The following is a 22,427-nucleotide window of genomic DNA, read 5'->3' on the forward strand; positions in this document are numbered from 1 at the left end:
TCCTCCTGTTGCCGCCGAACAATGGTCGATCGGACGTCTTTCCGCCGTCACCTCCGGACGAAAGCTCAGCTCGACGCGTTCAATGCCGGCCGCGCCCCGCCCGTAGCCCAATCGAGAAGCTCAATCGTGTGTACGACCGGAACTGACGTGCCACTGGCAATCTGCACCATGCAGCCGATATTGCCCGCGGCAATCATGTCCGGCTTGACGCTCGCGATGTTGGCGACCTTGCGATCGCGCAACCGGCCCGCAAGCTCGGGCTGGAGAATGTTGTAGGTCCCCGCCGAACCGCAACACAAATGGCTCTCGGGCACATCTTTCACCACGAATCCATTCTTGGAAAGCAATTCTTTCGGAAGGCCCGTGATTTTCTGCCCGTGCTGCAACGAACACGCGGAGTGATAGGCGACGACGATGTTGTCGCCTATCGCAGTGGTCGCGAGATCGAGGCCGGCAACATATTCGGTGATGTCCTTGGCAAGCGCGGACACCTTCGCCGCATCGGCCGCGAACGCAGCGTCCTCGCGCAGCAGATAGCCGTAGTCCTTGATCACGGTGCCGCAGCCGGACGCCGTCACCAGGATGGCGTCGAGCCCCTCGCCGGCCGCTTCCGCCCGCCATGCCGCGATATTGGCGCGAGCCCGCGCCAGCGCATCGTGGTCGTTGCCAAGGTGATGGGTCAGCGCGCCGCAGCATTGCTCGTCCCTGACCAGGACGACCTCGATGCCGTGGCGGGTGAGAAGACTGATGGCAGACTGGTTGATGCGCGGCGCCAGCACCTGCTGCGCGCAGCCCTGGAGCAGCGCGACCCGGCCGCGCTTCTTGCCGAGCGCCGCAAACACGCTGCCCGGGAGGGGGCCGGGCGACGGCAGCCGGTTCGGGGCCAGCGCCAGCATCGCCTTGAGGCGCTGGACCAGGCCCGGTGTCGCCGAGGGCCGCGGCGTCGGCAGGAATACGGCGAGCGGACGGGCCAGCCGCGCCAGCCACATGCTGGCGCGGAAGCGCTGCGGATCCGGCAGGACGAAGGCCAGCACCTGGCGCAGCAGCCGCTCGGTGAGTGGCCGCTGATAGCGTTGCTCGATCCTGACCCGGGCCTGGTCGACGAGGTGCATGTAGTTCACCCCGGAGGGGCAGGTCGTCATGCAGGCCAGGCACGACAGGCAGCGGTCGACATGCTTAACCACCTCGGCCGTCGGCGTCTGGTCCTTCTCCAGCATCTCCTTGATCAGATAGATGCGGCCGCGCGGGCTATCGAGCTCGTCGCCGAGCAGCACATAGGTCGGACAGGTTGCAGTGCAGAAGCCGCAATGGACGCAGGCGCGCAGGATCTTGTCGGCCTCCGCGATATCGGGATCGGCAAGCTGCGCGAGTGAGAATTCGGTCTTCATGCCGCAGCGCCCCGCGTCAGCCGTCCCCGGTTGAGAATGGACTTCGGATCGAAACCGGCCCGTACCCGCTCGCTCAGGGCGGCGATGCCTGGCGCTTGCGGATGGAACACATCGACATCGCGCCTGACATCCTCTGCCGCCCGGATCAGCATGGCATGCCCGCCGACCGCATTCGCACGCGCGCGCACGGCCGGTTCATGCGCATCGCCCTTCGGCGGCAGTGCGGCCCAGATCAATCCGCCGCCCCAATCGTAGATCACGTCGCCGCCGGTCTCGCGCGCCAGCTGGGTCCCGAGCGCCGCACCTGACGCCGGCGGACAGACGATCCGCCACACCGGCCGGGCGCCCAGCGCGCCGCCGGCCGCGAACGGCAGGACGTCGCGGATGGTCGCCCACAGTGCCGCCGACGATGCGTCCTCGACCAGGGCCGCGGTTCCGAACGGCGCCAGCAATTCGCGCAGCGAACCGGCGCGGTGGGCGGCTGAAGCGGTAATGCCTTCGAGCCGCAGCACGGTCAGCGCTTCGCCCTGGCCCGCGATGTCGCCGAGCCCGTCGATCTTCGCCCGGAACGCGGATTTCGGCAGGTGGGCGGCGCCGGACACGTCGAAGGGCGAGCCGAGCGCCGCGGTCATCGCCTTGTTGGCGGCGGCATCGTCGAGCCCGCGCAGCAGCAGCGTCCGCTCGGCCTCCGGCTTCGGCATCACCTTCAGCGTGACCTCGGTCATCACCGACAGCGTGCCCCAGGAACCGGCCAGAAGCTTGCAGAGGTCGTAGCCGGTGACGTTCTTCACCACCTTGCCGCCGGTCTTGAAGCTGTCGCCGAAACCGGAGACGGCGTGCGCCCCGAGCAGGTGGTCGCGCGCCCCGCCCGCCCGGATGCGCCGCGGGCCGGCGAGGCCCGCCGCGATCATACCGCCGATGGTGCCTGATACGGGCGTGCCGAGCAGCGGCGCGGTGTTCATCGGCTCAAAGGCGAATTGCTGGTTCTTGGCATCGATCAGCGACAGCACGTCGGCCAGCGGCGCACCGGCCTCAAGCGTCACGATCAGCTCGTTGGGCTCGTAGGAGGTGACGGCATTGAGCGCGGAGACGTCGAGCACGGCGTTGGTCGCCATCGCGTGGCCAATGCTGCGCTTGCTGCCATGACCGATGATCTCGAGCGGCTGCTCGTTGGCAATCGCCGCGCGCACCACCTCTTCGACGTCTTTGGCGTCTCTGACCTTGAGCGTATCCACGGGAAAAGGCGGTAGCGAAATTCGCCGCCAAAATCAAATGCAGCGTGACGCGGCGACCATCCACCGGCGCGATGCCAGTGCGGCGTGCGACGAAACTCCATCAGGCCGGCTCCGCGACATCCGACAACAACGGTTCGATAAAGATCGAAGCGTTCACGACATCGACACTTCGATCACCGGCGAACCAAAGCCGACAGGCCATCGCTACAAGCTTGCGCCGATCGCGATCGAGCCCAACCGACGGAGACACACATGGAGCGATCGACATATGCGCGGTCGGCGCCGCGCGTCCACGAAACATTCAGCCGCAGGTCGGTGATCACCGCCTTCGGTGCCGTCCTGGCGATTTATCTCTCGCCGTGGACGTCGTCATCTCAAGCCCAGCAGCAAGGAGGAAAGACCATGAACCACTATGCCACGCAGAAATCCCTCAGCGACGCCGTCGACGGCGGCGGCCTGCTCGTCGTCGCGCAATGGGAGGCCAAGCCCGGCGAGGCCGACAAGGTCGCCGCGATCCTCGAACGCTTCCTGCCCGAGGCGCAGCGCGAGGACGGCGTCAACCCGTTCCTGATCTCACGCGCCAGGGAGAATCCGGCCCAGTTCCTGTTCTACGAGCTGTTCCGCGACGAGGCCGCTTTCAAGGCGCACCAGGAGAGCGGGCACTTCAAGACGTACATCGCCGGCGAAGCCCTGCCGCTACTGGCGAAGCGCGAGCGGGCGCAATACGGGCTGCTGTAAGCGTTTCGGAGGGAAGAGGTTTGCATCGCAAGCCCCTTCCCTCCGCGCGAGCGCCTAGAACCGCGGAATGTCCGGAAACGCCAGCTTGCCCGCGTGCACGTGCATGCGGCCGAGCTCGGCGCAGCGGTGCAGGGTCGGAAACACTTTTCCGGGGTTGAGCAGGCCCTGCGCGTCGAAGGCGCATTTCAGCCGCTGCTGCTGGTTGAGGTCGATCTCGCTGAACATCTCCGGCATCAGATCGCGCTTCTCGATGCCGACGCCGTGCTCGCCGGTGAGCACCCCGCCGAACTCGACACAGGCGCGCAGAATGTCAGCGCCGAATGCCTCGGCCCGCTCGATCTCGCCGGGCTTGTTGGCATCGTAGAGGATCAGCGGGTGCAAATTGCCGTCGCCGGCGTGGAACACATTGGCGCAGCCGAGCTGGTATTTTTCCGAGAGCTCGCGGATGCGCGCCAGCGCCTTCGGCAGCGCACCGCGGGGAATGGTGCCGTCCATGCAGAGATAGTCGGGCGAGATGCGGCCGACGGCCGGAAATGCGGCTTTCCGGCCCGCCCAGAACAGGTTGCGCTCGGCCTCCGAGGTCGAGATCTGGCAGGTGGTCGAGCCGCAGGCATTGGCGATGGTCTCGACGCGCGTGATCAGCTCGTCGACCTCGATCTTGGGACCGTCGAGCTCGATGATGAGCAGCGCCTCGACGTCGAGCGGATAGCCGGCATGGACGAAGGCTTCCGCGGCGTGGATCGCGGGCTTGTCCATCATCTCCATGCCGCCGGGAATGATGCCGGCGCCGATGATGCGTGCCACGCATTCGCCGGCCGCTTCGACCTCCGCGAAGCCGACCATCAGCGCGCGCGCCGTCTCCGGCTTTTGCAGGATGCGCACCGTGATCTCGGTGATGACGCCGAGCAGACCTTCGGAGCCGGTGATGACGCCCATCAGGTCGTAGCCGGCGTTCTCGCACCCCTTGCCGCCGATCCGCAGGATCTCGCCGCTCATCAGCACGATCTCGCAGCCCAGCACGTTGTTGGTGGTCATGCCGTATTTGAGGCAGTGCACGCCGCCGGAATTCTCCGCGACATTGCCGCCGATCGAGCAGGCGATCTGCGAGGACGGATCGGGCGCGTAATAGAAGCCGGCATGCGCAACCGCCTGGCTGATGGCGAGATTGGTGACACCGGGCTCGGTGACGACGACGCGGTTGTCGAAATCGATCTCGCGGATGCGCTTGAACTTGCCGAGCCCGAGCAGCACGCCGTCTTCGAGCGGCAGCGCGCCGCCGGACAGCGAGGTGCCGGAGCCGCGCGGCACCACCTTGATGCCCTGCCCGGCACAATATTTCAGGATGAGCGAGACCTGCTCGGTCGTATCGGGCAGCACCACGACCATCGGCGGCTGGCGATAGGCGGTCAGCCCGTCGGATTCATAGGCCCGCATCTCGGCGGCGCTGTCGATCACGCCTTCGCCTGATACGATTGCGCGCAAGGCGGCGACGATCTCGCTGCGACGCGCCAGCACTGCCTGGTCGCTTGCGGGCATCATGATGGCCATATTACGAAGCCTTCGTCCGACGGAGGGAATTGTCCCGGCAAATCAATCATGTCTTGCCGTCTTTGGGTAGGTCCTCCGAAGGTCGCATTGCATTGTTGCAGCGCAAGTTCTCTCTGGGGCAAGTCTGCTATCAGGAAACCTGTCAAGGATTCGCGGCTTGTCCACTTGCCCTGGACCTGCCAAAACCACGACCCTCCATCTGACCCGGGAAGAGACGAAGAGCACCCTTATGACAAAACTGACTTTCGGCGCGCTAGTTGCCCTCGCCATGACTGCCGCAGCGTCCACCGCCATGTCTTCCAAAGCGATGGCGCAGGACGCCGCCGCGGGCAAGACGTCGTTCAACAAGTGCCTGGCCTGCCACGCGATCGGCGAAGGCGCCAAGAACAAGGTCGGCCCCGAGCTCAACGGCCTCAACGGCCGCAAGTCGGGAACTGCGCCGGACTACAGCTATTCGGATGCGAACAAGAATTCCGGCATCACCTGGGACGAAGCCACGTTCAAGGAGTACATCAAGGACCCCAAGGCCAAGATCCCCGGCACCAAGATGGCGTTCGCCGGCATCAAGAACGAGACCGAGATCAACAATCTCTGGACCTTTGTCTCGCAGTTCGACAAGGACGGGAAGATCAAGCAGTAAGCGCGCGAGAGGCGGCCGCCAGAGCTTCGGTTCTGATTGAAGCAGAGCCGAAGCTCCGGCTTCTTGTTTGGACGCGTTTTCTTCACGCGAACCGGTATCCGCTTCGCTCGAAAACGCTTCAGTCAGCGGCCGCCTGCGCGGGCACGATTTTCCCGATCATCGTCTCGATCTCCGTCTTCACCAGATCCGGCACGGCGTTCTGCACCATGTGGCCGAGATCGGGCAGCACGATCAGCTTTGCATTCGGCACCATCGCCGCGAACGGGCGCGCGTGGATGTTGGTCTTCACCGTCTTGTCGGGTTCGCCGGCGATGATCGTGACCGGGGCCGATATTTCGCCATAGCGCGTGGCTTGCCCGGCCACCGACGCCTTCAACGTCACCAGATCATAGGCATTGGCGATGAACTCGCGCGGCCGCAGCAGCAGCGGCGTCGCGGAGTGCTGCACGAAACCATCGGGCATGGTCTGCGGCAGGAACACATTGCGCGCGCCGGACTCGGCTACGAAATACCCGAGCGGCAGCGTGATGGTGTAGGCGAGCAGCGGGCCGATCACGGGCGTTGCGATGAGCTCGTTGTAGCGGCCGACGCCGCCGCGCCAGGGATGGGTGACGGGCGCCAGCATCACGAGGCCGGCGACGCGGCCCCGATGATCGAGCGCGAGGCGCGCGCCGAGCGCCCCACTCCAGGAATGCACGACGAACACCGCACGATCGATTCCGAGCTTACGAAGCGCCTCGTCGATCATCCGCGCCTGGATCTGCGGCGTCGAATCCTGCCGCCGCGCGCGCGTGCTCCAGCCATGGCCGGGACGGTCGATCAGGATGACGCGATGGTCTTTTGCCAGGAGATCGCCGAGCGGGCGTCGCATCGCTTCGAGATTGGAGCTCGCGCCGTGCAGCATCACGACCGGCAGGCCTGAATCGCGCGGGCCGATGTCGACGACGTGAAGCGTCGCGCCATCGACCTCGATCATCCGGCCCTGTGGCGGAAAGGCGCGTTGCACGGCGACGATTCCGGCCTGCGTGACCAGCGCCAGCAGAACCAGCGCCGTCACGACTGTCATCACGATCATTGAGAGAATCCGGACGTAATAGGGCACCTGGCAATTACGGGGCGTGGCACGCGGCAGTTTCGCCCCAGGGGCTTCAGCACTTCCACCGGAAATGAGGGGCTGTGGATATGTGCATAATCGAGGGCCAGAAAAACTCAATAGAATCAATCTAATTCCTGATTGCGCGCGAGCTTCGGACCAGCTTCATGCGGTCGTCATAGCGGTTTCCATATAATCGCCATGGTCGGTTCCGCCATTTAGGCGCGGGTGGGCGCCGATCCTCCTCGCGACCTCAGGGGATGCGGGACAGGCCGGCAGGATTTGTCCTGATTTGAACCGGAGAATTTCGATGAGCTTCAGATCGAACGACACTGCAATCGACGAGATTGTCGCAAGCTGCAACGGTGACCTGCGCGGTGCCGTGCGGGCGCTGCTCCTGATCAACGAGCATCTCGAGGCGGAGCTCGCTAGGGCTTACGCCGCAGCGGCCGATCGCGGCCTCGCCGAGCGCGGCGGCAGCGCCCTGCATTAGGTTGCGGGCCGGACCTAGTCCGTCTTGTCCGCGTCCTTTTCGTCGTCGGGACTGACCGCGGGACAGGCGCGGATGGTCGAGCGGGCGAGCTTGGCGTCGGACCTGGACTTGTAGGGACCATCGCCGAACCAGATGTCGCCGATGATGACCGGATTGCTGGTCACGATGTTGCATTTGCCGGTGGCGCGGTTGCCGACCACCCAGAACAGTCCGTCGGCGAGACTCACCGTTCCCGACGCGAGCAACAAGCTACCCGCAAAAATCAAACGCTTCATGGCTTTGCTCCTGCCATGCAGGTAGGCCTGCGGCCGCATTGGCGATACCCCAGCTCATGCGACGCGTGTGATCGTGGTTAATCCGCGTGCGCCGCAATCGCTCGGGATATGATCAAACTATCCCTTTGCGCTGGCGCGGCCCTTCGGGTCCGGATCGTGCTCTAGATGTCGCGGCCTTCGACCTTTTCGGTCAGCGCCTTGACCTGATCGGGTATCTTCTCGAGGTGCGGATTGACGGCGAGCGCCTTGCGGTAGGCCTCGAGCGCGCGCTTCTCGTCGCCGACCTCCTGCATGATCATGCCGAGCCCCGCGAGCGCGCCGAAATGGCGGGGTTCGCGGATCAGCACTTGCTGGATGTCGGCGAGCGAGCGGCCGTAGTCGTTCTGCATGTAGTAGAGCGTGGCGCGCCGGTTCCAGGCCTCGATGTAGTCGGGCCTGAGCTTGATGACCGAATCCAGCAACTTGATCGCGACGTCGATCTTCTGCGCGTCGACCGCGGTCTTGGCGCGCGCCATCAGCAGCGAGGCGGTATCGCTCGGGGTCTGGAGCCAGATCGCCCAGATCCGCGCCTCGACATGCTTGGCGCTGACATCGTCGGGCGCCGCCTTCAGCGCGCCGAACAGGAAATCGAGATTTTTGGTGCGATCGACCTTGGGCAGCTTGGCCGGCGCTTCGGGAAGCTTCTTCTGCTTGCCGGGCGGGGTCGGCGGCTCAACCTGCTGCGCCGCGGCCGGAGCGAGGCCGGCGGTTCCCAGGGCAAGGGCCAAACACAGGGTGCGTGCGAAAGGGAATCTCACTGCCAGGACTCTCACTGCCATGACCGAAGTCTAGACGCGCAAAGCCGCCCTTGCAAAGCAAAGGCGGCGTCAAACTCGTGTGAGACCGTGGTCTTGCGGGCGCGCGGGGCGTCCGGCAGGGCGTGATCAGCCGCCCAGATCAGCCTTGGCGAGCCTTGAAGCGGCGCTGCACCTTGTTGATCACATAGACCCGGCCCTTGCGGCGGACCAGGCGGTTGGCGCGATGGCGACCGCGCAGCGATTTCAGCGAGTTACGGACCTTCATGGCAGAATCCTGAACGTTCGAAAGGCCGTGTTCGGCACTACCGTTTCGGCACGCGCGAATGTGGCAAAATGAGATTTTTCCCGCTGGCGGACGACCGCCCGGGACGGGGCGGTTCTTAAGGCATGGCGGGAGGTCATGTCAATGTTAACTGCCCGGTTCCGAACCGGCAATTTCGCGAAAACAACCCCATGCACAGTAGAAACGACCGGATCGGCCCGATCCGCCTCGTCAGAGGCCAAGCATAGCAAAGACTTTTGCGGGCTGCGGTTTTGCTTCCAGCGACGCCTTGCCAAATTCGTTATATCATATAATCAATTTGGCAACCCGTCGGGAGGAAACCAATGCCGAAGCTGAAGCTGCCCAACATCGACGATGTCGTCGCCATCGACATCCACACCCACGCCGAAGAGCCCTGCGGCTGCCACGCCGACGACGGCTATGACGACTTCCAGGCGCAGATGGCGGAGTACTTCAAGTCGCCGAACAAGCATCCGCCGACCGTGCCGGAGACCGCGGCCTACTATCGCTCCAAGAACATCGCCGCGGTGATCTTCCCGGTCGACGCCGAGCGCGAGACCGGTTTCCGCCGCTACAACAATTACGAGATGCTGGAGGTCGCCTCCGATCATCTCGACGTCCTCATCCCGTTCGTCTCGATCGACCCGCACAAGGGCAAGCTCGGGGCGCGCGAGGCGCGCAAGCTGATCGAGGAATACGGCGTGCGCGGCTTCAAATTCCATCCGACCATGCAGGGCTTCTACGCCAACGACCGCATGGCCTATCCGCTCTACGAAGAGATCAACAATGGCGGCGCGATCGCGCTGTTCCACACCGGCCAGACCGGCGTCGGCTCGGGCATGCCCGGCGGCATGGGGATGCGGCTGAAATATTCCAACCCGATGTACATGGACGACGTCGCGGCCGATTTTCCCGACCTCAAGATCATCCTCGCCCACCCCTCCTTCCCCTGGCAGGAAGAGGCGCTGTCGGTCGCGACCCACAAGCCGAACGTCTACATCGACCTGTCGGGCTGGTCGCCGAAATACTTCCCGCCGATCCTGGTGCGCTACATCAACTCGATCCTCCAGGACAAGATGCTGTTCGGCTCGGACTGGCCGGTGATCACGCCGGACCGCTGGCTGTCGGACTTCGCCAAGATCGACATCCGCGACGAGATCCGGCCGAAGGTGCTGAAGGCGAACGCGCGCAAGCTGCTGGGCATCTAGTACCCACTTTTCTTGGAACGTGAGTCGTGATTCAAGGTCGGGATGATACCCGAAGCAAGAGAAGTCCACCTTTCGAGGAAAGATCGCAAGGTGCTTGAGGCGTGCTGTCGCTCACCGGTGACGTTGCAGCGCGATTTGAAGCGGGCGCGGATAGTTCTGTTGGCGGCGGATGGGCGCAGCACCCGGTCGATCGCCAAGGAAGTTGGGGTCCAGCCGCGGATTGTCAGCCTTTGGCGGCATCGCTATGCCGACCATGGCCTTGAAGGGCTGCAAGACAAGCCGCGGCCTGGCAAGCAGCCGATCTATACGAAGACGACCGACAAGCGGATTCTGAAGCTGCTGGATAAGCCGCCACCGCAAGGGTTTGCGCGCTGGACCGGCCCCCTGCTGGCCGAGGCGCTGGGCGATGTCGATGTCCAATATGTCTGGCGGTTCCTGCGCAGCCACAAGATTGACCTGGTGGCTCGCAAGTCCTGGTGCGAGAGCAACGACCCGAACTTTACGGCCAAAGCCGCCGATGTTGTCGGCCTCTATGTCGCGCCGCCGGCGAAGGCCATTGTGCTGTGCGTGGACGAGAAGCCCTCGATCCAGGCTTTGGAGCGAGCGCAGGGTTATCTGAAGTTGCCCAATGGCCGCGCCTTAACCGGCCAAAGCCACGATTACAAGCGGCATGGCACCACAACATTGTTTGCGGCGCTCGAAGTCGCCACCGGAAAGATCATCGCGACCCATTCAAAACGCCGGCGCCGCGTCGAGTTTCTCGATTTCATGAACAGCGTCACCGCGACTTTTCCGAACCGCAAGCTTCACGTCATCCTCGACAACCTCAACACCCATAAAAAGAACGAGGACTGGCTCAAGGCCCACCCCAACGTGCAATTTCATTTCACGCCGACAAGTGCGTCATGGCTCAATCAGGTCGAAGTATGGTTTTCCATCTTGCAGGGGCAGTCGCTCAGCGGCACCTCCTTCACGAGCCTCAAGCAGCTTCAGGAACACATCGATGCCTACGTCAACGCATACAACGACAGAGCCGAGCCCTTCGTCTGGACCAAGAAAAAGGTCCGTCAACGCCGTTTCAAAGGCCGCCGTATCACTCAGCTCTGATTCCGGGTACTAGCGCGGACGCTGAGAAGGCCGCTGGCGTGGCAGGGCAACGCTCGAGTTGCCGACGGCAAGGAGACCGCCTGACGGCGGTCTCCGGAAGTTCACCGCGTCTGATCAGGCGGCTCGCTTGAAAGCCTCCCGCGCCGCCTCGTTGGCACGATCAAAGGCAAGGCGGGTCTCCGCCAGGGCCGCCATGAGTGCGGACCATGAGTGGGTCCCCGCCTCTCTGAGCTTCTCCAGTTTTTTCTCCGCCTCGATTGCATCGGCATTCATGCGCTTCAGGGCTGCGTCGATGTCGCCGCGGCGCTCGGACGCAAAGTTCTTGGCATCGCTGCCGAGCTTGTCGGCGGCTTCGCGCCACGCCTTGAGCTGCGCTTCGGCCTGAAGCTTGAACGTCGCCTGTTGCTGCTCGATCTGCTTGCCGAAGCTTTCGACGTATTTTCCGGCCTCGGTCTCGAACACGCGCCAATCGGCTTCCATCCTTGATTTTGCCTGGGTCCAGGCGGCCTCGCCGACCTCCGACTGCTTCTTCACGGTGTCGCGGAATTCGTCGCGCTGCTTGCAGAGATCCGCCAGAACCTTCGTGGCCTTCTCACGCGCTTCCGACTGCACCTCGGAAGCCCTGGCTTCGAGCGAGGTCACCGTTGCTTCCATTTCGTCAAGACGCTCCTTGGCCCAGTTGGTGAAGAAATTGATGTTGTTTTGCGTGACCATTGCTTCGTGTCCATGGTTCGAATGGTACCGCCCCAGTTTCCCGACTAACACGCTGCGCCACACGCGTTCTTGACGTGAGTCAAGCAACGTCGCCGAGCTGATGAGGGCCTCGATGCCGAGGACAGAAACCCTCACTTGCCAGATCAAGCGCCAGCCCGGGACTCAAGGATTTGTAGGTCGCGAGCGGCGCCTGCGCCATTGCCGGGTGCGCGAGCATCAACAGGCGGTGGCCGCAAGCAGGGTGCGAGCGAGCATGGTTTCTCCGACGTGAGCTGGTCGACGTCGACTTTAATCTAGGGCGTGTACTCTTAACGCGCAGAAGTCCGATCTTGAAGGCTTAGCGGAAATGTTCCGCTCGGTCAGCGCATTGCCGCTGATGACCCGATTGAGACATCCTCTTGACAGTCGGGCGATGAAGAACGCGGTCTGTCGGCTGAGCCATCAAAGGCCCATGTACGCCCAAGAGGGAGTACCACCATTTTTCTATCGCGATTGGCGGCCATGAGGTTGTTATCGTCTTGTCGGAAATGGCAAAAACCCTCACCCTTGGTTCGGCCAGTTCATTCCGACATTGCTTTGATGAAAAGCTAGGAGGGAACATGCGCAAATATGTCCGTGGTACCTTCGTCGCCGCGCTAGGTCTTGCTTTTATCGGTGCGGCCCTCAGACCAATTGCAGCAGAAGAGCCTTACAAGGCTCAGCTCGACGCGTTGCGCAAATCGCTGGAGAAATATCAGGACTACAAGGTAGCCGTGCGCGACCTCTACCTGTCGACGGTGGGCTGCGTGCACTATTCTGGCGAGAAAGTTCCGCACCACATGGAGTATGCCAAAGGCGCTATGGGAGTGCACTTTGCCAATGTCACAGTGCAGGGCGCTCCCGATCCGATGAAGCCCAACGTATTGATCTACGAACCTGTGGGCAAGGAATTGAAGCTCGTGGCTGTTGAGTGGTTGGTGCCTCTAACGGCAGATACCAAGCAGCGCCCCTCTCTCTTCGACCAACCCTTCATGGGCCCGATGGAAGGACACTGGCCGCTCATTCCAAAGGAGTTTGTGCATTATGATCTGCATGCCTGGTTGTTCAAGGACAACCCGCTCGGCATGTTTGCGCCCACCAACCCGAATGTTAGCTGCGAGGGCTACGACTTTTCCCTGCTGGAAGAGCCGACCATGATGGTGCCGGGCCCATAAGCCAATCGCGAGGTCGGCTTCTGGCCCATCAGCGAAGTGGTAGCACGCCTCATTGAGGTCCGTTCAATGGGGCATAGCGGACTGAGCTTGCTCACGTTGAGTTTTTCGCGTTTTGACCCCAAAGAAGGCACGGCATCGGGCCGGGCAGATGTCGGCCTCGACCCGCTTCGGACATCGCGGTTTGGCAAACAGGGCAGTAAGACTCCCGGGCGCATCACGAGGCAATATGAGGCGGCGGGAGTTCATCGGGCTGGTTGGTGGTGCAGCTGCTTCGTCGGTTGTGGCGCAAGCAAACTTTTTCCGCTTTAGCGGGCGCTAAGCGGGATGGGCAAGTAATCTTATGCTCGTCGGTTGCTACTTTTGCTGAACGCGGCTGAGATAATCGACAACAGCGAGGATGCGTTTTCGCACGACGACTTCGGGGCTTTGCTCCGGCCCGGCCATCTTCCAATAAGACGGATCAACATAGTGAGGCAAGTTGACAATGGGGTTGAATCGTTCCCCCCAAATTGGCATCTCACGAGTGCCGTGAGCAGGAATTGTTTTCGATCCATCTATGGTTTCATAGACAGCGTTCGTGGGAAAGACCCCGTTGTTGTTCTTGGCCAACACCGTCAAATCGGGAGGCGGGATCTTGAGCTGGTCGCTGACCGGTCCTTTGCCCTTTGCATCCGCGCCATGACAACTCGCGCACGAAGACTGAAATTCTGACTTGCCGATGTCGAGGTCTTCAGCCTGAGCCGCGGCAGCGAAAGCAGCGGTAAGGCCGGCAATTATCAACCAACCACACTTTACCATGTCGCGCTCCAACGCTGGCTAGAAAGGCTTTACTACTAGCCGCTTTGCGCTCCGACAGATTGACGCATATCAAGACTGGCTTCCGGCTTAGGCTTGTGAAGGCTCTGGGAGTGGCATGCTTTCGCCGGCTGATCGGACTTAAGAGCCCGCGCCCTAGAGTGATGCCGTGCTCGCCGATCTCGCGCTGCTCTGCTACCACCCGCATGGTCTGGGCGCGTCCGCCGTTCGGTCGCTATCGGGGATAGATCGGACATGGAGCGGATAACCCATGTCGGTCGCAAATGACCCGAATGTATGGTCCGGCCGTGCGTAGCAAGAGGTTCGTCGATCAGGTGGTGTGGTCTTGCATCAATGTATCCGGCCTTTGATTGGAGCATTTTCTCCGGGCCATCATGGATATCAGCGCGCGTGCGTTCTCATTAGCGGACAGGCCTCGATTGGGCCATTTGGGTCACCAGTGTTCGCATGCGCCGGGAAGACCGAACCTCCATCTCGTCTCATCCTCTCGCAGACCTCGGCTGGAACCTGTTGATGGGGTTACGTCATCGCTTGCTCCTCCTACCTCGCAGTTCCTGTGTTCGAGCCAGGGGCCGTTCCTTCGTCCCGGCCCGCAGGACGTGCGTCGCGTCGCGCGCACGGGCGGTCAAGGCCGGCCGTTGCGCTTGGCTTGCGGCTGGCTCCGGCGTTGCCAGGCCGCGCCTTGACCGCGCCGAGCACGGCGCGACGATCAAGCGGGTCGGACGCCTGCATCGTTGGTCCTTGTCAGCTCGAAGGCGCGTCCTTTAGCCAGCACCGCCCAGGCGATGCGGGCAAGCTTGTTGGCGAGTGCGATCGCCAGCACGTTGTGGTGCAATCGCTTCTTGGCGGCTTCGATCCAGGATCTGAGTCCGTAACGTTCCCAGTTCTTGATCCTGACCAGCACCACCCATGCCGCCTGGACGAACAGAACGCGGAGGTAGCGATTGCCGCGCCGTGAGATTTTGCCGAGGATCGTGCGGTCTCCCGTCGAGATCTGCTTGGGCACCAGCCCGAGCCAGGCGCCGAAGTCACGGCCTTTGGAGAAGACGTCTCCAGTGCCGATCGCGGCCACCATGGCGCTCGAAATGATCGGCCCGATGCCAGGCACCGTCATCAGGCGCGAACATGCCTGATCTTGACGGGCCAGTGCTTCGATCTCGCCGGAGAGCCTATCGATGCGCTGATCCAGCCGACGCCAGTCGCCTGCCAACTCCTCGATGACACACAACATGCGTGGCGACAGGGCATCGGTGCGCGTCGCAAGGATGGTGGGCAGTTCTGTGCGCAGGAAGCCGATACCCTGGCGCACCGCGATCCCGCGTTCCAGCATGAAGGCGCGAATCTGGTTGATGATGCCGGTGCGTTGCGACACCAGCCGCTCGCGCACCCGATGCAGCGCCTGCAGATCCAGTTGCTCCGCGGTCTTGGTCGCCACGAACTTCATCGTCGGGCGCTGCACGGCTTCGGCAATCGCTTCGGCGTCATTGAAGTCGTTCTTCGGTCCTTTGCTATAAGGGCGGACATATTTGGCCGGCATCAACCTGGCATCGTGACCTAACGATGCGAGTTTGCGGCTCAAATGATGTGCGCCGACGCAGGCTTCCATGCCGATCAGGCAAGGCGGCATATTGGCGAGCCGCGCCTCGACCTGGCCACGCGACCACTTTTGCCGCAGCACGACGGTGCCGCGCGTATCGTGGCCCACGACGTGGAACGAGTTTTTGCCGATATCGATGCCGATCACGGCGATCGCGGTACTGGGTGTCTGGGACATGGCGTGCTCCTTGTCTTGGCGCCCCTGGCCAGCTTATCGCTGGCGGGGCAGGAGCACGGCCGGACCATCCCATTAGCGGACTCTCGCATCGGCTACTAGTCAGCTTCAACGTAGCGAATGATGCTCTGATTTTGAACGTTTGCAACCAATTCATCCGCGCGGGACAAAAGACGGCGGAGCAGGGGCGACGGATTAGTCCGATTGTATCCCAGCGCCAGATCGACCGTCGGCGTGCCGCCCTCGAGCGCTCTGGCGACGACGTTCGGTGCAAGCATGTTCTGCGCATAGAGCGGGACGAGGCTAATTCCGCCTGTGGAAGCCACGAGCGACATGGCCGATGATATGTTTTCGCCTTCATACTTCGCCTTGAGGGTAATGCCGACCCGAGATGCGTAATTATGTATGACCTCTTGCAAGACCGGCGATGTTCTTGCCGAGCTGACATAGATCTCGCGGGCGAGATCCTGCGGACGAATCTTCTTCCGTGATGCCAAGCGGTGTTCGGCCGGCAGCACGGCAATCAAGGGCTCCTTCGCCAATATCTTGAAGACGACGCCCTCGTTGTCTTTCTCCGGACGAAGGAAAGCGATGTCCAGCTTTCCCCGCATCAATGCCAGTGCGAGTTCTGGCGAAGATTGCGTGCTGAGCGTCACGTCGACATCGGGGGCTTCCTCGCGGAGGATGCGCAGCAACTGGGGGAGCCACATCACCTCCAGCCCGACGAGAAAGCCCATCGAGAGGACGGGCCTTTGCGGTTGCGCCGTCTGCCGGGCCCCTTCCGTTGCGGCCTCGACCTGCAGCAGCGCCAGCCGCGCATGATCGAGAAACACGCGTCCGGCAGCGGTCAGCGTCACGCCGCGCGCCTGGCGCTCCAATAACTGGACGCCGACTTCGGCTTCCAGATCGCGAATTTGCCGGCTCAAGGACGGCTGGGAGGTGTTCAGTCGCCGTTCGGCGGCGTTCAGCAGGCTGCCTTCTTCAGCGACGGCAACGAAATAGCGCAGGTGCCGGAGCTCCATGATCCCTCGTATATCTTCCAGGCATAGCTCGAAGCCTACAAGGTCTTGGTCAGGAGCCAAAGGGGGATTTACCGTTTCGCAGTCTTCAACCAAAAAAAGGACAACGAACAATGTCTTCGCCGAAGCATAGTATCGTCTTCAGCAAAGTGATCCCAGCACTCCAGGCCGATAGGAACGGCGTGATCGCAATTCAGTACGGCCTCGACAATTCTGCAGCGCGATCGAGAGTGGCGTCCCTCATTTAGCGGGAAACGCGCGCGAATGCGCAGGAGCGACGAATAGCGCCGCGCCGGATCCGGCGATAACGCGTCGGCGATCGGGTGTTGGCACGACAAGGGCTTGCCGGCGAGGCCGCTGAACATCGTGTCTTTTGGAAAGCCAGGGGGCGCGATCTGTGGCCTGATCAGCTTGCGCCTGCCTGCTTTTTTAGACCCCCGTCCGCAAACTTTTCAACAAAGATCTAACAGCGCAGATGGAGCGACTCGATGTCGACGATCACGACTACAGACGGCGTAAGCATCTTCTACAAGGATTGGGGATCAGGTCAGCCGATCGTGTTCAGCCACGGCTGGCCGCTGACAGCGGACGACTGGGATGCCCAGATGATGTTCTTCCTTCATCACGGGTATCGTGTGATCGCCCACGACCGGCGCGGCCACGGCCGGTCCGACCAGCCCGGCACCGGCAACGACATGGACCACTGGGTTGCCGACCTCGCGGCCCTGACTGAACACCTCAACCTGCGCGACGCGATACATATCGGGCATTCGACAGGTTGCGGTGAGGTCGCTCGCTATGTTGCTCGCCACCCGGCGCGCGTCGCGAAGGCCGTACTGGTCGCTTCACTGACGCCGAACATGTACCGGAGCGAGGACAATCCGTCCGGTCAACCGCCGGAGTGGTTCGAAGCGATCCGGGCAGGTATGTTGGGTAACCGGTCGGAGTTCTACCGTTTCGTCCCTGAGAATCCGTTCTACGGCTACAATCTCGACGGAGCCAAGCCTTCGGAGGCCATCATCGCCAACTGGTGGCGCCAAGGCATGGCCGGTGGTGCCCTCGCTCACTATACGACTGTCGACTCTTGGCTCGAAGACTATACCGAGGATCTCAAGAAGATCACCGTGCCGGTGCTGGTGATGCATGGCGAGGCGGATCAAGTCGTCCCATTCGCAAGTACCGTGCCGCGTGCGGTCAACCTGCTTAAGAACGGGTCGCTGAAAACTTATCCAGGCTACCCCCATGGCATGCTCACCACACATGCGGATGTCCTCAACCCCGACCTGCTCTCGTTCATCAGGACTTGACGACATCGCTCATCCATCATCGCCTCCCGCGCGAAGGAGATGCCGTTTGCAAGGCGGCCTCTCCTTCCAGTTCAAGAGATGGTGTGCAACGGCCGCCTTTGGCCCAACGCGGAAGTCCCGCGACGTCCGCTTTCGCGCCGCTATCGGGGGCATAGCGGACGTCTAACGGCGTCCCGATTAATGAGTACGCGCGCTAGTCATCTGGAACGCAAGTTCGTGACATTAGTTGATCGCTCGAATCTCTAGGGAGGAGAGCGCTCGTGGCGAATGCAGGTGTGAAAGGCCGGCCGATCGCGCCGTTGGTGCTGAGTCCGCAGGAGCGGGCGTACTTGGAGAGGCAAGTTCGTCGTCATCGTGTGGCCTGATCGCTATCTGAGCGGTGCCGCACGATCCTGCGGTGTGCAGATGGTCTGCCAAGCAAGTCTGTGGCTGCCGAACTTGGCATCCATGAACACACCGTTGGCAAGTGGCGCCGCCGATTCTTGAAGGATCGCTGTGATGGCCTGCTTGACGAAGCCCGCCCTGGCCGCCCTCGAACCATCGACGACGATCAGGTTGCTGAGGTAATCGAGCGGACATTGCGTACGACACCGCCCGACGCGACGCACTGGTCGATCCGCTCGATGGCTGCGGAAACTGGCTTTTCTCACACCACGATCCGCCGAATGTGGACGGCGTTCGGCTTGCAGCCGCACCGCAGCCAGACATTTAAACTGTCGAGCGATCCGCTATTCGTCGACAAGGTGCGCGATATTGTCGGGCTTTACCTGTCCCCACCGAACCGAGCCATTGTCCTCAGTGTCGATGAGAAAAGCCAGATCCAGGCACTCGATCGCGAGCAGCCGGTCTTGCCGATGATGCCTGGGGTGCCGGAACGTCGCACGCACAGCTATGTGCGGCATGGTACGACCACGCTGTTTGCAGCACTCGATGTCGCTTCCGGCTTTGTCATTGGCAAATGCTACAAGCGCCATCGGGCGGTCGAGTTCTTGAAGTTCCTCAAAGAGATCGACGCTCAAATCCCTGAGGGGCTCGCTGTCCATATCGTCATGGACAACTACGCCACCCACAAGACACCCAAGATCAAAGCGTGGCTCGCTCGCCGGCCGCACTATCATGTCCACTTTACGCCGACTTCAGCGTCATGGATCAATCAGGTCGAGCGTTGGTTCGCCGAGCTCACCAGAAAGCAGATCCAGCGAGGTGTCCACACCTCCGTCAAGCAGCTCGAGGTCGACATCCGCAGCTTCATCGACGTGCACAACAATAACCCGAAGCCCTTCAAATGGACCAAGTCCGCAGACCAGATCTTGGCTTCCGTCAAACGCTTCTGCCACAAAGCCCAGCAGACTTTATGTGGCGAACTTTAGATTCACGTGACTAGTTCAGCGCACCGTATGTCAGGTCGTCGAATACGGTGACACTGTCGGCCTTGGTCCACAAGCCGATCATGCCGGCGTCCCTGATCGATTCGTCCTCGACCTCGAACATCGGCTTGCCGTCATACATTACCCTGAACAGCTTTCCCGCGAATTCGCAGCGTAGGGAATGCCATTGACCTGATGGCACCGATACCTTGACGCCATAGCCACCTTTCCGGCCGACGATATCGAGCGCGCTGCGAACACCTTTGATCGTCTTGTAGAGCACGACATTGTCTTCAAGCGCGTTGGCCCGCACGACATAGTAATTGTCGGCATCCTTTGCGCGCCAGACAATACCGGCCGCACGATCCTCGGAGCCTGCGATCGCCTTGAACTTGACCTCGACGAACCCGTTCAGGATGCTGGTGCCGTTCCTGAGCGCCACTGGAAACGTCGCCTGACCGGATTGTTTCAGGACGTTCGGCTTGCTTGGCGCCGTCGACTCCGCCTCGACCGTCCATTTTGGCTGGCCGCGACCCGTCTTCGTCAGAGTCCAACCTTCGGGCGCTGCGCCGGTTGCTGCGTTGTCAAAATTTACCGTTTCTGCCATCGCGTTTCCTTCCACCGACAATAGGAACAACGCCGCCCCCAAGAGCGCTACGCTCATTCTTCGCACGACGTCTAAGCTTCCCGCCTGTATTGATCGTAGAGTGTCGCAGCGTTGTCCCATTTGATCGCTTCCATGTAGATGTCGACATACTTCGCGGCCGCGGCGCCGTAATCCATGTGATAGGCGTGCTCATACATGTCGAGCACCAGCACGGGGCGTCCGCCGGCCAGCGTCGTCGTGTGGTCGGCGGCCCACTGATTGACCAGCCGCTTGTCGCGCGGTGAGTAGGAAAGAATCACCCAGCCGGAGCCGCCGCCTTCGGCCTTGCCCATGGCGGAGAACTCCGCGCGCCACCGCTCCATGCTGCCGAAATCGCGCGCGATCGCCTCGGCAAGTGCTGTGCTCGGCTTGCCGGCACCGCCGAGCCCGTCGAAATAGATTTCATGGAGGATCATCGAGTTTGACGCGACGAGCTCCTCGCGCTTCAGGCCGTTGATGACGAAGTTCGGAGCTTTCGCGAAGTCGAGCTCGGCGAGTTGCGTTCCGATCGCGTTCAGTCGCTTTACGGCGCCGACATAGTTGTTCTCGTAGTGACTGACGAGCACCTTCTCCGAGATGCCGGCAATGGATTTCGGATCGAACGGCATCGGCTTGGACTGGTATGTCATTGGCTTGGCTCCTGTTGGCTGATTGGCTTGCGCAAGGGCTTGCGTCCCCGCGAGTAGTGCGGTCGACGCCGCGGCGGCCCCCACGCCCCTGATGAAGTCTCGGCGGTCGGTATTCGTGGTCATGAAGTCCTCCACTTGATCGTCGTCCCCAACGTCCCCCGCGTACTCGCTAGCTCTTGGTGCTCGCCGTCTTGTCGCGTGCGCAAATAGACCGCGCGGTCCTCGTCGATACGGACATCGACGAGGCCGGCGCGCTGGCGGCACCAATTGACGGGACAATTTCTGTGATGAGATCGAGATGAAAGCAGACATGCAGCGTCCTTGGTGACCAGGACGCGATACTTGGGCATGTCGCCTCGCGGGGAGATCGCAGATCCCCGTGCCTCGAATTAAGCGCCTGCCGGCGGCAGTGTCAATCTGCTGCGCGACGCCGCCGGGGTGACGATTTCTTGAAGAAGGTTCCGACCTTGTCGCGCACCGGGCCGTTTCGGTATTGTCCGTGCGCCTCCCGCAAAGATCCCAAAGGAGCGAGCCAATGAGCCTCAAAGCCGTCGTCTTCGACGCCTACGGAACGCTCTACGACATCCAGTCGGTCGCTGACATCACCGAGGATGCGTTTCCGGGCTACGGCGAGATCATCACGCAGGTCTGGCGCATCAAGCAGCTCGAATACACCTGGTTGCGCTCTCTGATGCAGCGCTACCAGGACTTTGACGCGGTCACGCGCGACTCACTCGCCTATACGCTGCGCATCCTTGGGCTCGCTTATGAGCGCGAGGAATTCGAGCGCGTGATCGAAAAGTATCTGCATCTCGATCTCTATCCGGATGCAACAAGCGCGCTTGCGGCCTTGAAGCCCCGACAACTCGCCATCCTCTCCAACGGCAGTCCGGACATGCTGAACGGGCTCGTGCGCAACACCAAGCTTGACCGCCTGCTCGATGCCACCATCAGTGTCGATGCCAAGAAGGTCTTCAAGCCGAGCCCGGCGGCCTATGAGCTGATCGGCGAGGTGCTCGGCACCGCGCCGGACGAGGTTCTGTTCGTCTCCTCCAATCCCTGGGACGTGGCGGGCGCGAAGTCGTATGGCTTGAACGTCGCATGGATCGAGCGGGTGACGCCCGAGGCGATGGCGCTGGCTTGCGTCGAGAACGAACTCGTGGCACCGCTGACGATGTTCAAGGCGATCCGCACCCAGATGGACGAGCTTGGCTTTGCGCCGGACCACCGCGTCCGCGCACTCTCCGAGCTGCCAAGTATCATCTGAGGTAGGTACGCCGCCCGCCCGTGAGACTGGAATGAGCCTGGAATCCGTTCGCGCCTTCTTCGCCGAGAAAGCCCCCGACATCTCCGTCATTGAATCCCCGATCAGCTCCGCGACCGTGGCGCTGGCGGCCGAGGCCTATGGTGTCGAGCCGGGGCGAATCGCCAAGACGCTGTCGTTGCGGATCGGCGAGCGCGTCATCCTGATCGTCGCCGCCGGCACCTCGCGCATGGACAACAAGAAGGTGAAGACGCAGTTCGGCGGCAAGCCGAAGATGCTGGGGCTGGAAGAGGTCGCCGAGATCACCGGCCACGAGGTCGGCGGCGTCTGTCCGTTCGGACTGAAGGCGCCGCTGCCGGTCTATTGCGACGTATCGCTGAAGGCGTTCGACGTGGTGGTGCCGGCCGCAGGCTCGACTCACAGCGCGGTGCGCATCACGCCCGAGCGGATGGCCGAGCTGACCGCGGCCGAATGGATCGATGTCTGCGAAATCAGGCCTTAAGAGACGTTAATCGTCCTCATCGTAAGGCCGCGGCTGCGGGGGCGGCGGCGCAGCATTGTAGCGCGGTGGCGGCACCGCCCGCCCTCGCGGGACCGGCTGCTGCGGCTGCATCTGGTTGTTGGATTGGAACACCGCACGGCAGGCGCTGGAGAGCTGGGGCGTGTTCTGCTGCAAGCAAGCCGTGATGCGGCTCACGTCCGGAATCTGGTCGCTGCACAGGCGCCACACATCCGGTGTGCAGGCCATCTGCTGTTCCATGGTTCCGCGATATTCTTCGGCGAATGCTGCGCCTTGCGCGACGATGCCGCCAATCGCGAGCGCCACACCCAGCGCAATCCGCTCTGTTCGCATGTCTCGATTCCTTCCAGAGTTTCTCGAATTCTCATCAATCAAT

General features: G+C 62.1%; 23 protein-coding genes and 1 pseudogene. 10 read left to right on the forward strand and 14 right to left on the reverse strand.

The window, feature by feature from the left end:
- Window positions 1-65: 65 nt before the first annotated feature.
- Complete coding sequence (glcF, locus tag BJA_RS38240) at window positions 66-1,388, reverse strand: glycolate oxidase subunit GlcF (protein WP_011090272.1); 1,323 nt, start codon at window positions 1,386-1,388, stop codon at window positions 66-68.
- Window positions 1,385-2,623 carry an FAD-binding protein gene (locus BJA_RS38245; RefSeq protein WP_011090273.1) on the reverse strand — a complete coding sequence of 413 codons (1,239 nt, stop codon included), beginning with the start codon at window positions 2,621-2,623 and terminating at the stop codon, window positions 1,385-1,387. The genes glcF and BJA_RS38245 overlap by 4 nt, the downstream gene beginning before the upstream one ends.
- A gap of 252 nt (window positions 2,624-2,875) precedes the next feature.
- Between BJA_RS38245 and BJA_RS38250 the strand changes: the two genes are divergently transcribed.
- A complete protein-coding gene (locus BJA_RS38250) occupies window positions 2,876-3,361 on the forward strand; it encodes a putative quinol monooxygenase (RefSeq protein WP_011090274.1) in 486 nt (161 codons plus the stop codon).
- Between the two features lie 54 nt (window positions 3,362-3,415).
- Here BJA_RS38250 and BJA_RS38255 read toward each other — a convergent pair whose 3' ends face one another.
- The gene (locus BJA_RS38255; protein WP_011090275.1) at window positions 3,416-4,909 is read right to left on the reverse strand and encodes an FAD-linked oxidase C-terminal domain-containing protein; all 1,494 of its coding nucleotides are present in this window, start codon (window positions 4,907-4,909) and stop codon (window positions 3,416-3,418) included.
- A 229-nt stretch (window positions 4,910-5,138) separates the two neighbouring features.
- Between BJA_RS38255 and cycA the strand changes: the two genes are divergently transcribed.
- On the forward strand, window positions 5,139-5,549 hold the full coding sequence (gene cycA / locus BJA_RS38260) for a cytochrome c-550 CycA (protein ID WP_011090276.1): 411 nt from the start codon (window positions 5,139-5,141) through the stop codon (window positions 5,547-5,549).
- 118 nt (window positions 5,550-5,667) lie between these two features.
- Here cycA and BJA_RS38265 read toward each other — a convergent pair whose 3' ends face one another.
- Window positions 5,668-6,624 carry an alpha/beta fold hydrolase gene (locus tag BJA_RS38265; protein WP_038967317.1) on the reverse strand — a complete coding sequence of 319 codons (957 nt, stop codon included), beginning with the start codon at window positions 6,622-6,624 and terminating at the stop codon, window positions 5,668-5,670.
- Between the two features lie 328 nt (window positions 6,625-6,952).
- On the opposite strand from BJA_RS38265, the gene BJA_RS38270 reads away from it, so the two are divergent.
- Window positions 6,953-7,135: a hypothetical protein gene (locus BJA_RS38270; protein ID WP_038967318.1), complete on the forward strand. Its 183-nt coding sequence runs from the start codon at window positions 6,953-6,955 to the stop codon at window positions 7,133-7,135.
- 14 nt (window positions 7,136-7,149) lie between these two features.
- Here the strand turns inward: BJA_RS38270 and BJA_RS38275 are convergent, their stop codons facing one another.
- From BJA_RS38275 to ykgO, 3 genes are all read right to left on the reverse strand, one after another.
- Window positions 7,150-7,410, reverse strand: coding sequence for a hypothetical protein (locus tag BJA_RS38275; protein WP_038967321.1), 261 nt, complete (start codon window positions 7,408-7,410; stop codon window positions 7,150-7,152).
- A gap of 161 nt (window positions 7,411-7,571) precedes the next feature.
- A complete protein-coding gene (locus tag BJA_RS38280; RefSeq protein ID WP_038967322.1) occupies window positions 7,572-8,213 on the reverse strand; it encodes a tetratricopeptide repeat protein in 642 nt (213 codons plus the stop codon).
- A gap of 133 nt (window positions 8,214-8,346) precedes the next feature.
- Complete coding sequence (gene ykgO / locus BJA_RS38285; RefSeq protein WP_006611362.1) at window positions 8,347-8,472, reverse strand: type B 50S ribosomal protein L36; 126 nt, start codon at window positions 8,470-8,472, stop codon at window positions 8,347-8,349.
- 341 nt (window positions 8,473-8,813) lie between these two features.
- Between ykgO and BJA_RS38290 the strand changes: the two genes are divergently transcribed.
- Window positions 8,814-9,698, forward strand: coding sequence for a 4-hydroxyphenyl-beta-ketoacyl-CoA hydrolase (locus BJA_RS38290; RefSeq protein WP_011090280.1), 885 nt, complete (start codon window positions 8,814-8,816; stop codon window positions 9,696-9,698).
- A 42-nt stretch (window positions 9,699-9,740) separates the two neighbouring features.
- On the forward strand, window positions 9,741-10,805 hold the full coding sequence (locus BJA_RS38295; protein ID WP_011084514.1) for an IS630-like element ISRj1 family transposase: 1,065 nt from the start codon (window positions 9,741-9,743) through the stop codon (window positions 10,803-10,805).
- Window positions 10,806-10,919: 114 nt separating this feature from the next.
- On the opposite strand, the gene BJA_RS38300 is transcribed toward BJA_RS38295, so the two are convergent.
- Window positions 10,920-11,666 (reverse strand): hypothetical protein, encoded by a 747-nt coding sequence (locus BJA_RS38300; protein WP_236842136.1) that lies wholly within the window; start codon window positions 11,664-11,666, stop codon window positions 10,920-10,922.
- Window positions 11,667-12,118: 452 nt separating this feature from the next.
- On the opposite strand from BJA_RS38300, the gene BJA_RS38305 reads away from it, so the two are divergent.
- A complete protein-coding gene (locus tag BJA_RS38305; protein WP_028174598.1) occupies window positions 12,119-12,712 on the forward strand; it encodes a hypothetical protein in 594 nt (197 codons plus the stop codon).
- 354 nt (window positions 12,713-13,066) lie between these two features.
- On the opposite strand, the gene BJA_RS38310 is transcribed toward BJA_RS38305, so the two are convergent.
- The 3 genes from BJA_RS38310 to BJA_RS38320 all read right to left on the reverse strand — a co-directional run bounded on the left by BJA_RS38310 (window position 13,067) and on the right by BJA_RS38320 (window position 16,321).
- Window positions 13,067-13,510, reverse strand: coding sequence for a c-type cytochrome (locus tag BJA_RS38310; protein ID WP_011090283.1), 444 nt, complete (start codon window positions 13,508-13,510; stop codon window positions 13,067-13,069).
- Between the two features lie 727 nt (window positions 13,511-14,237).
- On the reverse strand, window positions 14,238-15,302 hold the full coding sequence (locus tag BJA_RS38315) for an IS110-like element ISBj4 family transposase (protein ID WP_011087397.1): 1,065 nt from the start codon (window positions 15,300-15,302) through the stop codon (window positions 14,238-14,240).
- A gap of 95 nt (window positions 15,303-15,397) precedes the next feature.
- On the reverse strand, window positions 15,398-16,321 hold the full coding sequence (locus tag BJA_RS38320) for a LysR substrate-binding domain-containing protein (RefSeq protein ID WP_011090284.1): 924 nt from the start codon (window positions 16,319-16,321) through the stop codon (window positions 15,398-15,400).
- 485 nt (window positions 16,322-16,806) lie between these two features.
- On the opposite strand from BJA_RS38320, the gene BJA_RS38325 reads away from it, so the two are divergent.
- Window positions 16,807-17,625, forward strand: coding sequence for an alpha/beta fold hydrolase (locus BJA_RS38325; protein WP_011090285.1), 819 nt, complete (start codon window positions 16,807-16,809; stop codon window positions 17,623-17,625).
- Between the two features lie 260 nt (window positions 17,626-17,885).
- Window positions 17,886-18,995: pseudogene (locus tag BJA_RS38330) on the forward strand (IS630 family transposase).
- A 10-nt stretch (window positions 18,996-19,005) separates the two neighbouring features.
- Here the strand turns inward: BJA_RS38330 and BJA_RS38335 are convergent.
- Entirely contained in the window at window positions 19,006-19,599 is a 594-nt protein-coding gene (locus BJA_RS38335) for a hypothetical protein (protein WP_236842138.1), read from the reverse strand.
- 71 nt (window positions 19,600-19,670) lie between these two features.
- Window positions 19,671-20,267 carry a superoxide dismutase gene (locus BJA_RS38340; protein ID WP_011090288.1) on the reverse strand — a complete coding sequence of 199 codons (597 nt, stop codon included), beginning with the start codon at window positions 20,265-20,267 and terminating at the stop codon, window positions 19,671-19,673.
- Between the two features lie 535 nt (window positions 20,268-20,802).
- Here BJA_RS38340 and BJA_RS38345 point away from each other — a divergent pair.
- Window positions 20,803-21,534, forward strand: a complete 732-nt coding sequence (locus BJA_RS38345; RefSeq protein WP_011090289.1) for a haloacid dehalogenase type II — start codon at window positions 20,803-20,805, stop codon at window positions 21,532-21,534.
- A 31-nt stretch (window positions 21,535-21,565) separates the two neighbouring features.
- Window positions 21,566-22,033, forward strand: a complete 468-nt coding sequence (locus BJA_RS38350) for a YbaK/EbsC family protein (RefSeq protein ID WP_011090290.1) — start codon at window positions 21,566-21,568, stop codon at window positions 22,031-22,033.
- 6 nt (window positions 22,034-22,039) lie between these two features.
- On the opposite strand, the gene BJA_RS38355 is transcribed toward BJA_RS38350, so the two are convergent.
- Window positions 22,040-22,384, reverse strand: a complete 345-nt coding sequence (locus tag BJA_RS38355) for a hypothetical protein (RefSeq protein WP_011090291.1) — start codon at window positions 22,382-22,384, stop codon at window positions 22,040-22,042.
- Window positions 22,385-22,427: the final 43 nt, after the last annotated feature.

Origin of the sequence: Bradyrhizobium diazoefficiens USDA 110 (genome assembly GCF_000011365.1) — a bacterium.
In the GTDB taxonomy this organism is placed as follows: Bacteria; Pseudomonadota; Alphaproteobacteria; order Rhizobiales; family Xanthobacteraceae; genus Bradyrhizobium; species Bradyrhizobium diazoefficiens.

What these genes read in the sequence shown, in the direction of transcription:
- BJA_RS38265 (WP_038967317.1), bottom strand. Translation starts at nt 6,624, where the DNA reads ATGATCGTGATGACAGTCGTGACGGCGCTGGTTCTGCTGGCGCTGGTC.
- BJA_RS38355 (WP_011090291.1), bottom strand. Translation starts at nt 22,384, where the DNA reads ATGCGAACAGAGCGGATTGCGCTGGGTGTGGCGCTCGCGATTGGCGGC.
- ykgO (WP_006611362.1), bottom strand. Translation starts at nt 8,472, where the DNA reads ATGAAGGTCCGTAACTCGCTGAAATCGCTGCGCGGTCGCCATCGCGCC.
- BJA_RS38320 (WP_011090284.1), bottom strand. Translation starts at nt 16,321, where the DNA reads ATGGAGCTCCGGCACCTGCGCTATTTCGTTGCCGTCGCTGAAGAAGGC.
- BJA_RS38350 (WP_011090290.1), top strand. Translation starts at nt 21,566, where the DNA reads ATGAGCCTGGAATCCGTTCGCGCCTTCTTCGCCGAGAAAGCCCCCGAC.
- BJA_RS38250 (WP_011090274.1), top strand. Translation starts at nt 2,876, where the DNA reads ATGGAGCGATCGACATATGCGCGGTCGGCGCCGCGCGTCCACGAAACA.
- BJA_RS38270 (WP_038967318.1), top strand. Translation starts at nt 6,953, where the DNA reads ATGAGCTTCAGATCGAACGACACTGCAATCGACGAGATTGTCGCAAGC.
- BJA_RS38340 (WP_011090288.1), bottom strand. Translation starts at nt 20,267, where the DNA reads ATGACATACCAGTCCAAGCCGATGCCGTTCGATCCGAAATCCATTGCC.
- BJA_RS38335 (WP_236842138.1), bottom strand. Translation starts at nt 19,599, where the DNA reads ATGGCAGAAACGGTAAATTTTGACAACGCAGCAACCGGCGCAGCGCCC.
- BJA_RS38345 (WP_011090289.1), top strand. Translation starts at nt 20,803, where the DNA reads ATGAGCCTCAAAGCCGTCGTCTTCGACGCCTACGGAACGCTCTACGAC.
- BJA_RS38315 (WP_011087397.1), bottom strand. Translation starts at nt 15,302, where the DNA reads ATGTCCCAGACACCCAGTACCGCGATCGCCGTGATCGGCATCGATATC.
- BJA_RS38275 (WP_038967321.1), bottom strand. Translation starts at nt 7,410, where the DNA reads ATGAAGCGTTTGATTTTTGCGGGTAGCTTGTTGCTCGCGTCGGGAACG.
- BJA_RS38255 (WP_011090275.1), bottom strand. Translation starts at nt 4,909, where the DNA reads ATGGCCATCATGATGCCCGCAAGCGACCAGGCAGTGCTGGCGCGTCGC.
- BJA_RS38295 (WP_011084514.1), top strand. Translation starts at nt 9,741, where the DNA reads ATGATACCCGAAGCAAGAGAAGTCCACCTTTCGAGGAAAGATCGCAAG.
- BJA_RS38305 (WP_028174598.1), top strand. Translation starts at nt 12,119, where the DNA reads ATGCGCAAATATGTCCGTGGTACCTTCGTCGCCGCGCTAGGTCTTGCT.
- glcF (WP_011090272.1), bottom strand. Translation starts at nt 1,388, where the DNA reads ATGAAGACCGAATTCTCACTCGCGCAGCTTGCCGATCCCGATATCGCG.
- BJA_RS38290 (WP_011090280.1), top strand. Translation starts at nt 8,814, where the DNA reads ATGCCGAAGCTGAAGCTGCCCAACATCGACGATGTCGTCGCCATCGAC.
- cycA (WP_011090276.1), top strand. Translation starts at nt 5,139, where the DNA reads ATGACAAAACTGACTTTCGGCGCGCTAGTTGCCCTCGCCATGACTGCC.
- BJA_RS38325 (WP_011090285.1), top strand. Translation starts at nt 16,807, where the DNA reads ATGTCGACGATCACGACTACAGACGGCGTAAGCATCTTCTACAAGGAT.
- BJA_RS38310 (WP_011090283.1), bottom strand. Translation starts at nt 13,510, where the DNA reads ATGGTAAAGTGTGGTTGGTTGATAATTGCCGGCCTTACCGCTGCTTTC.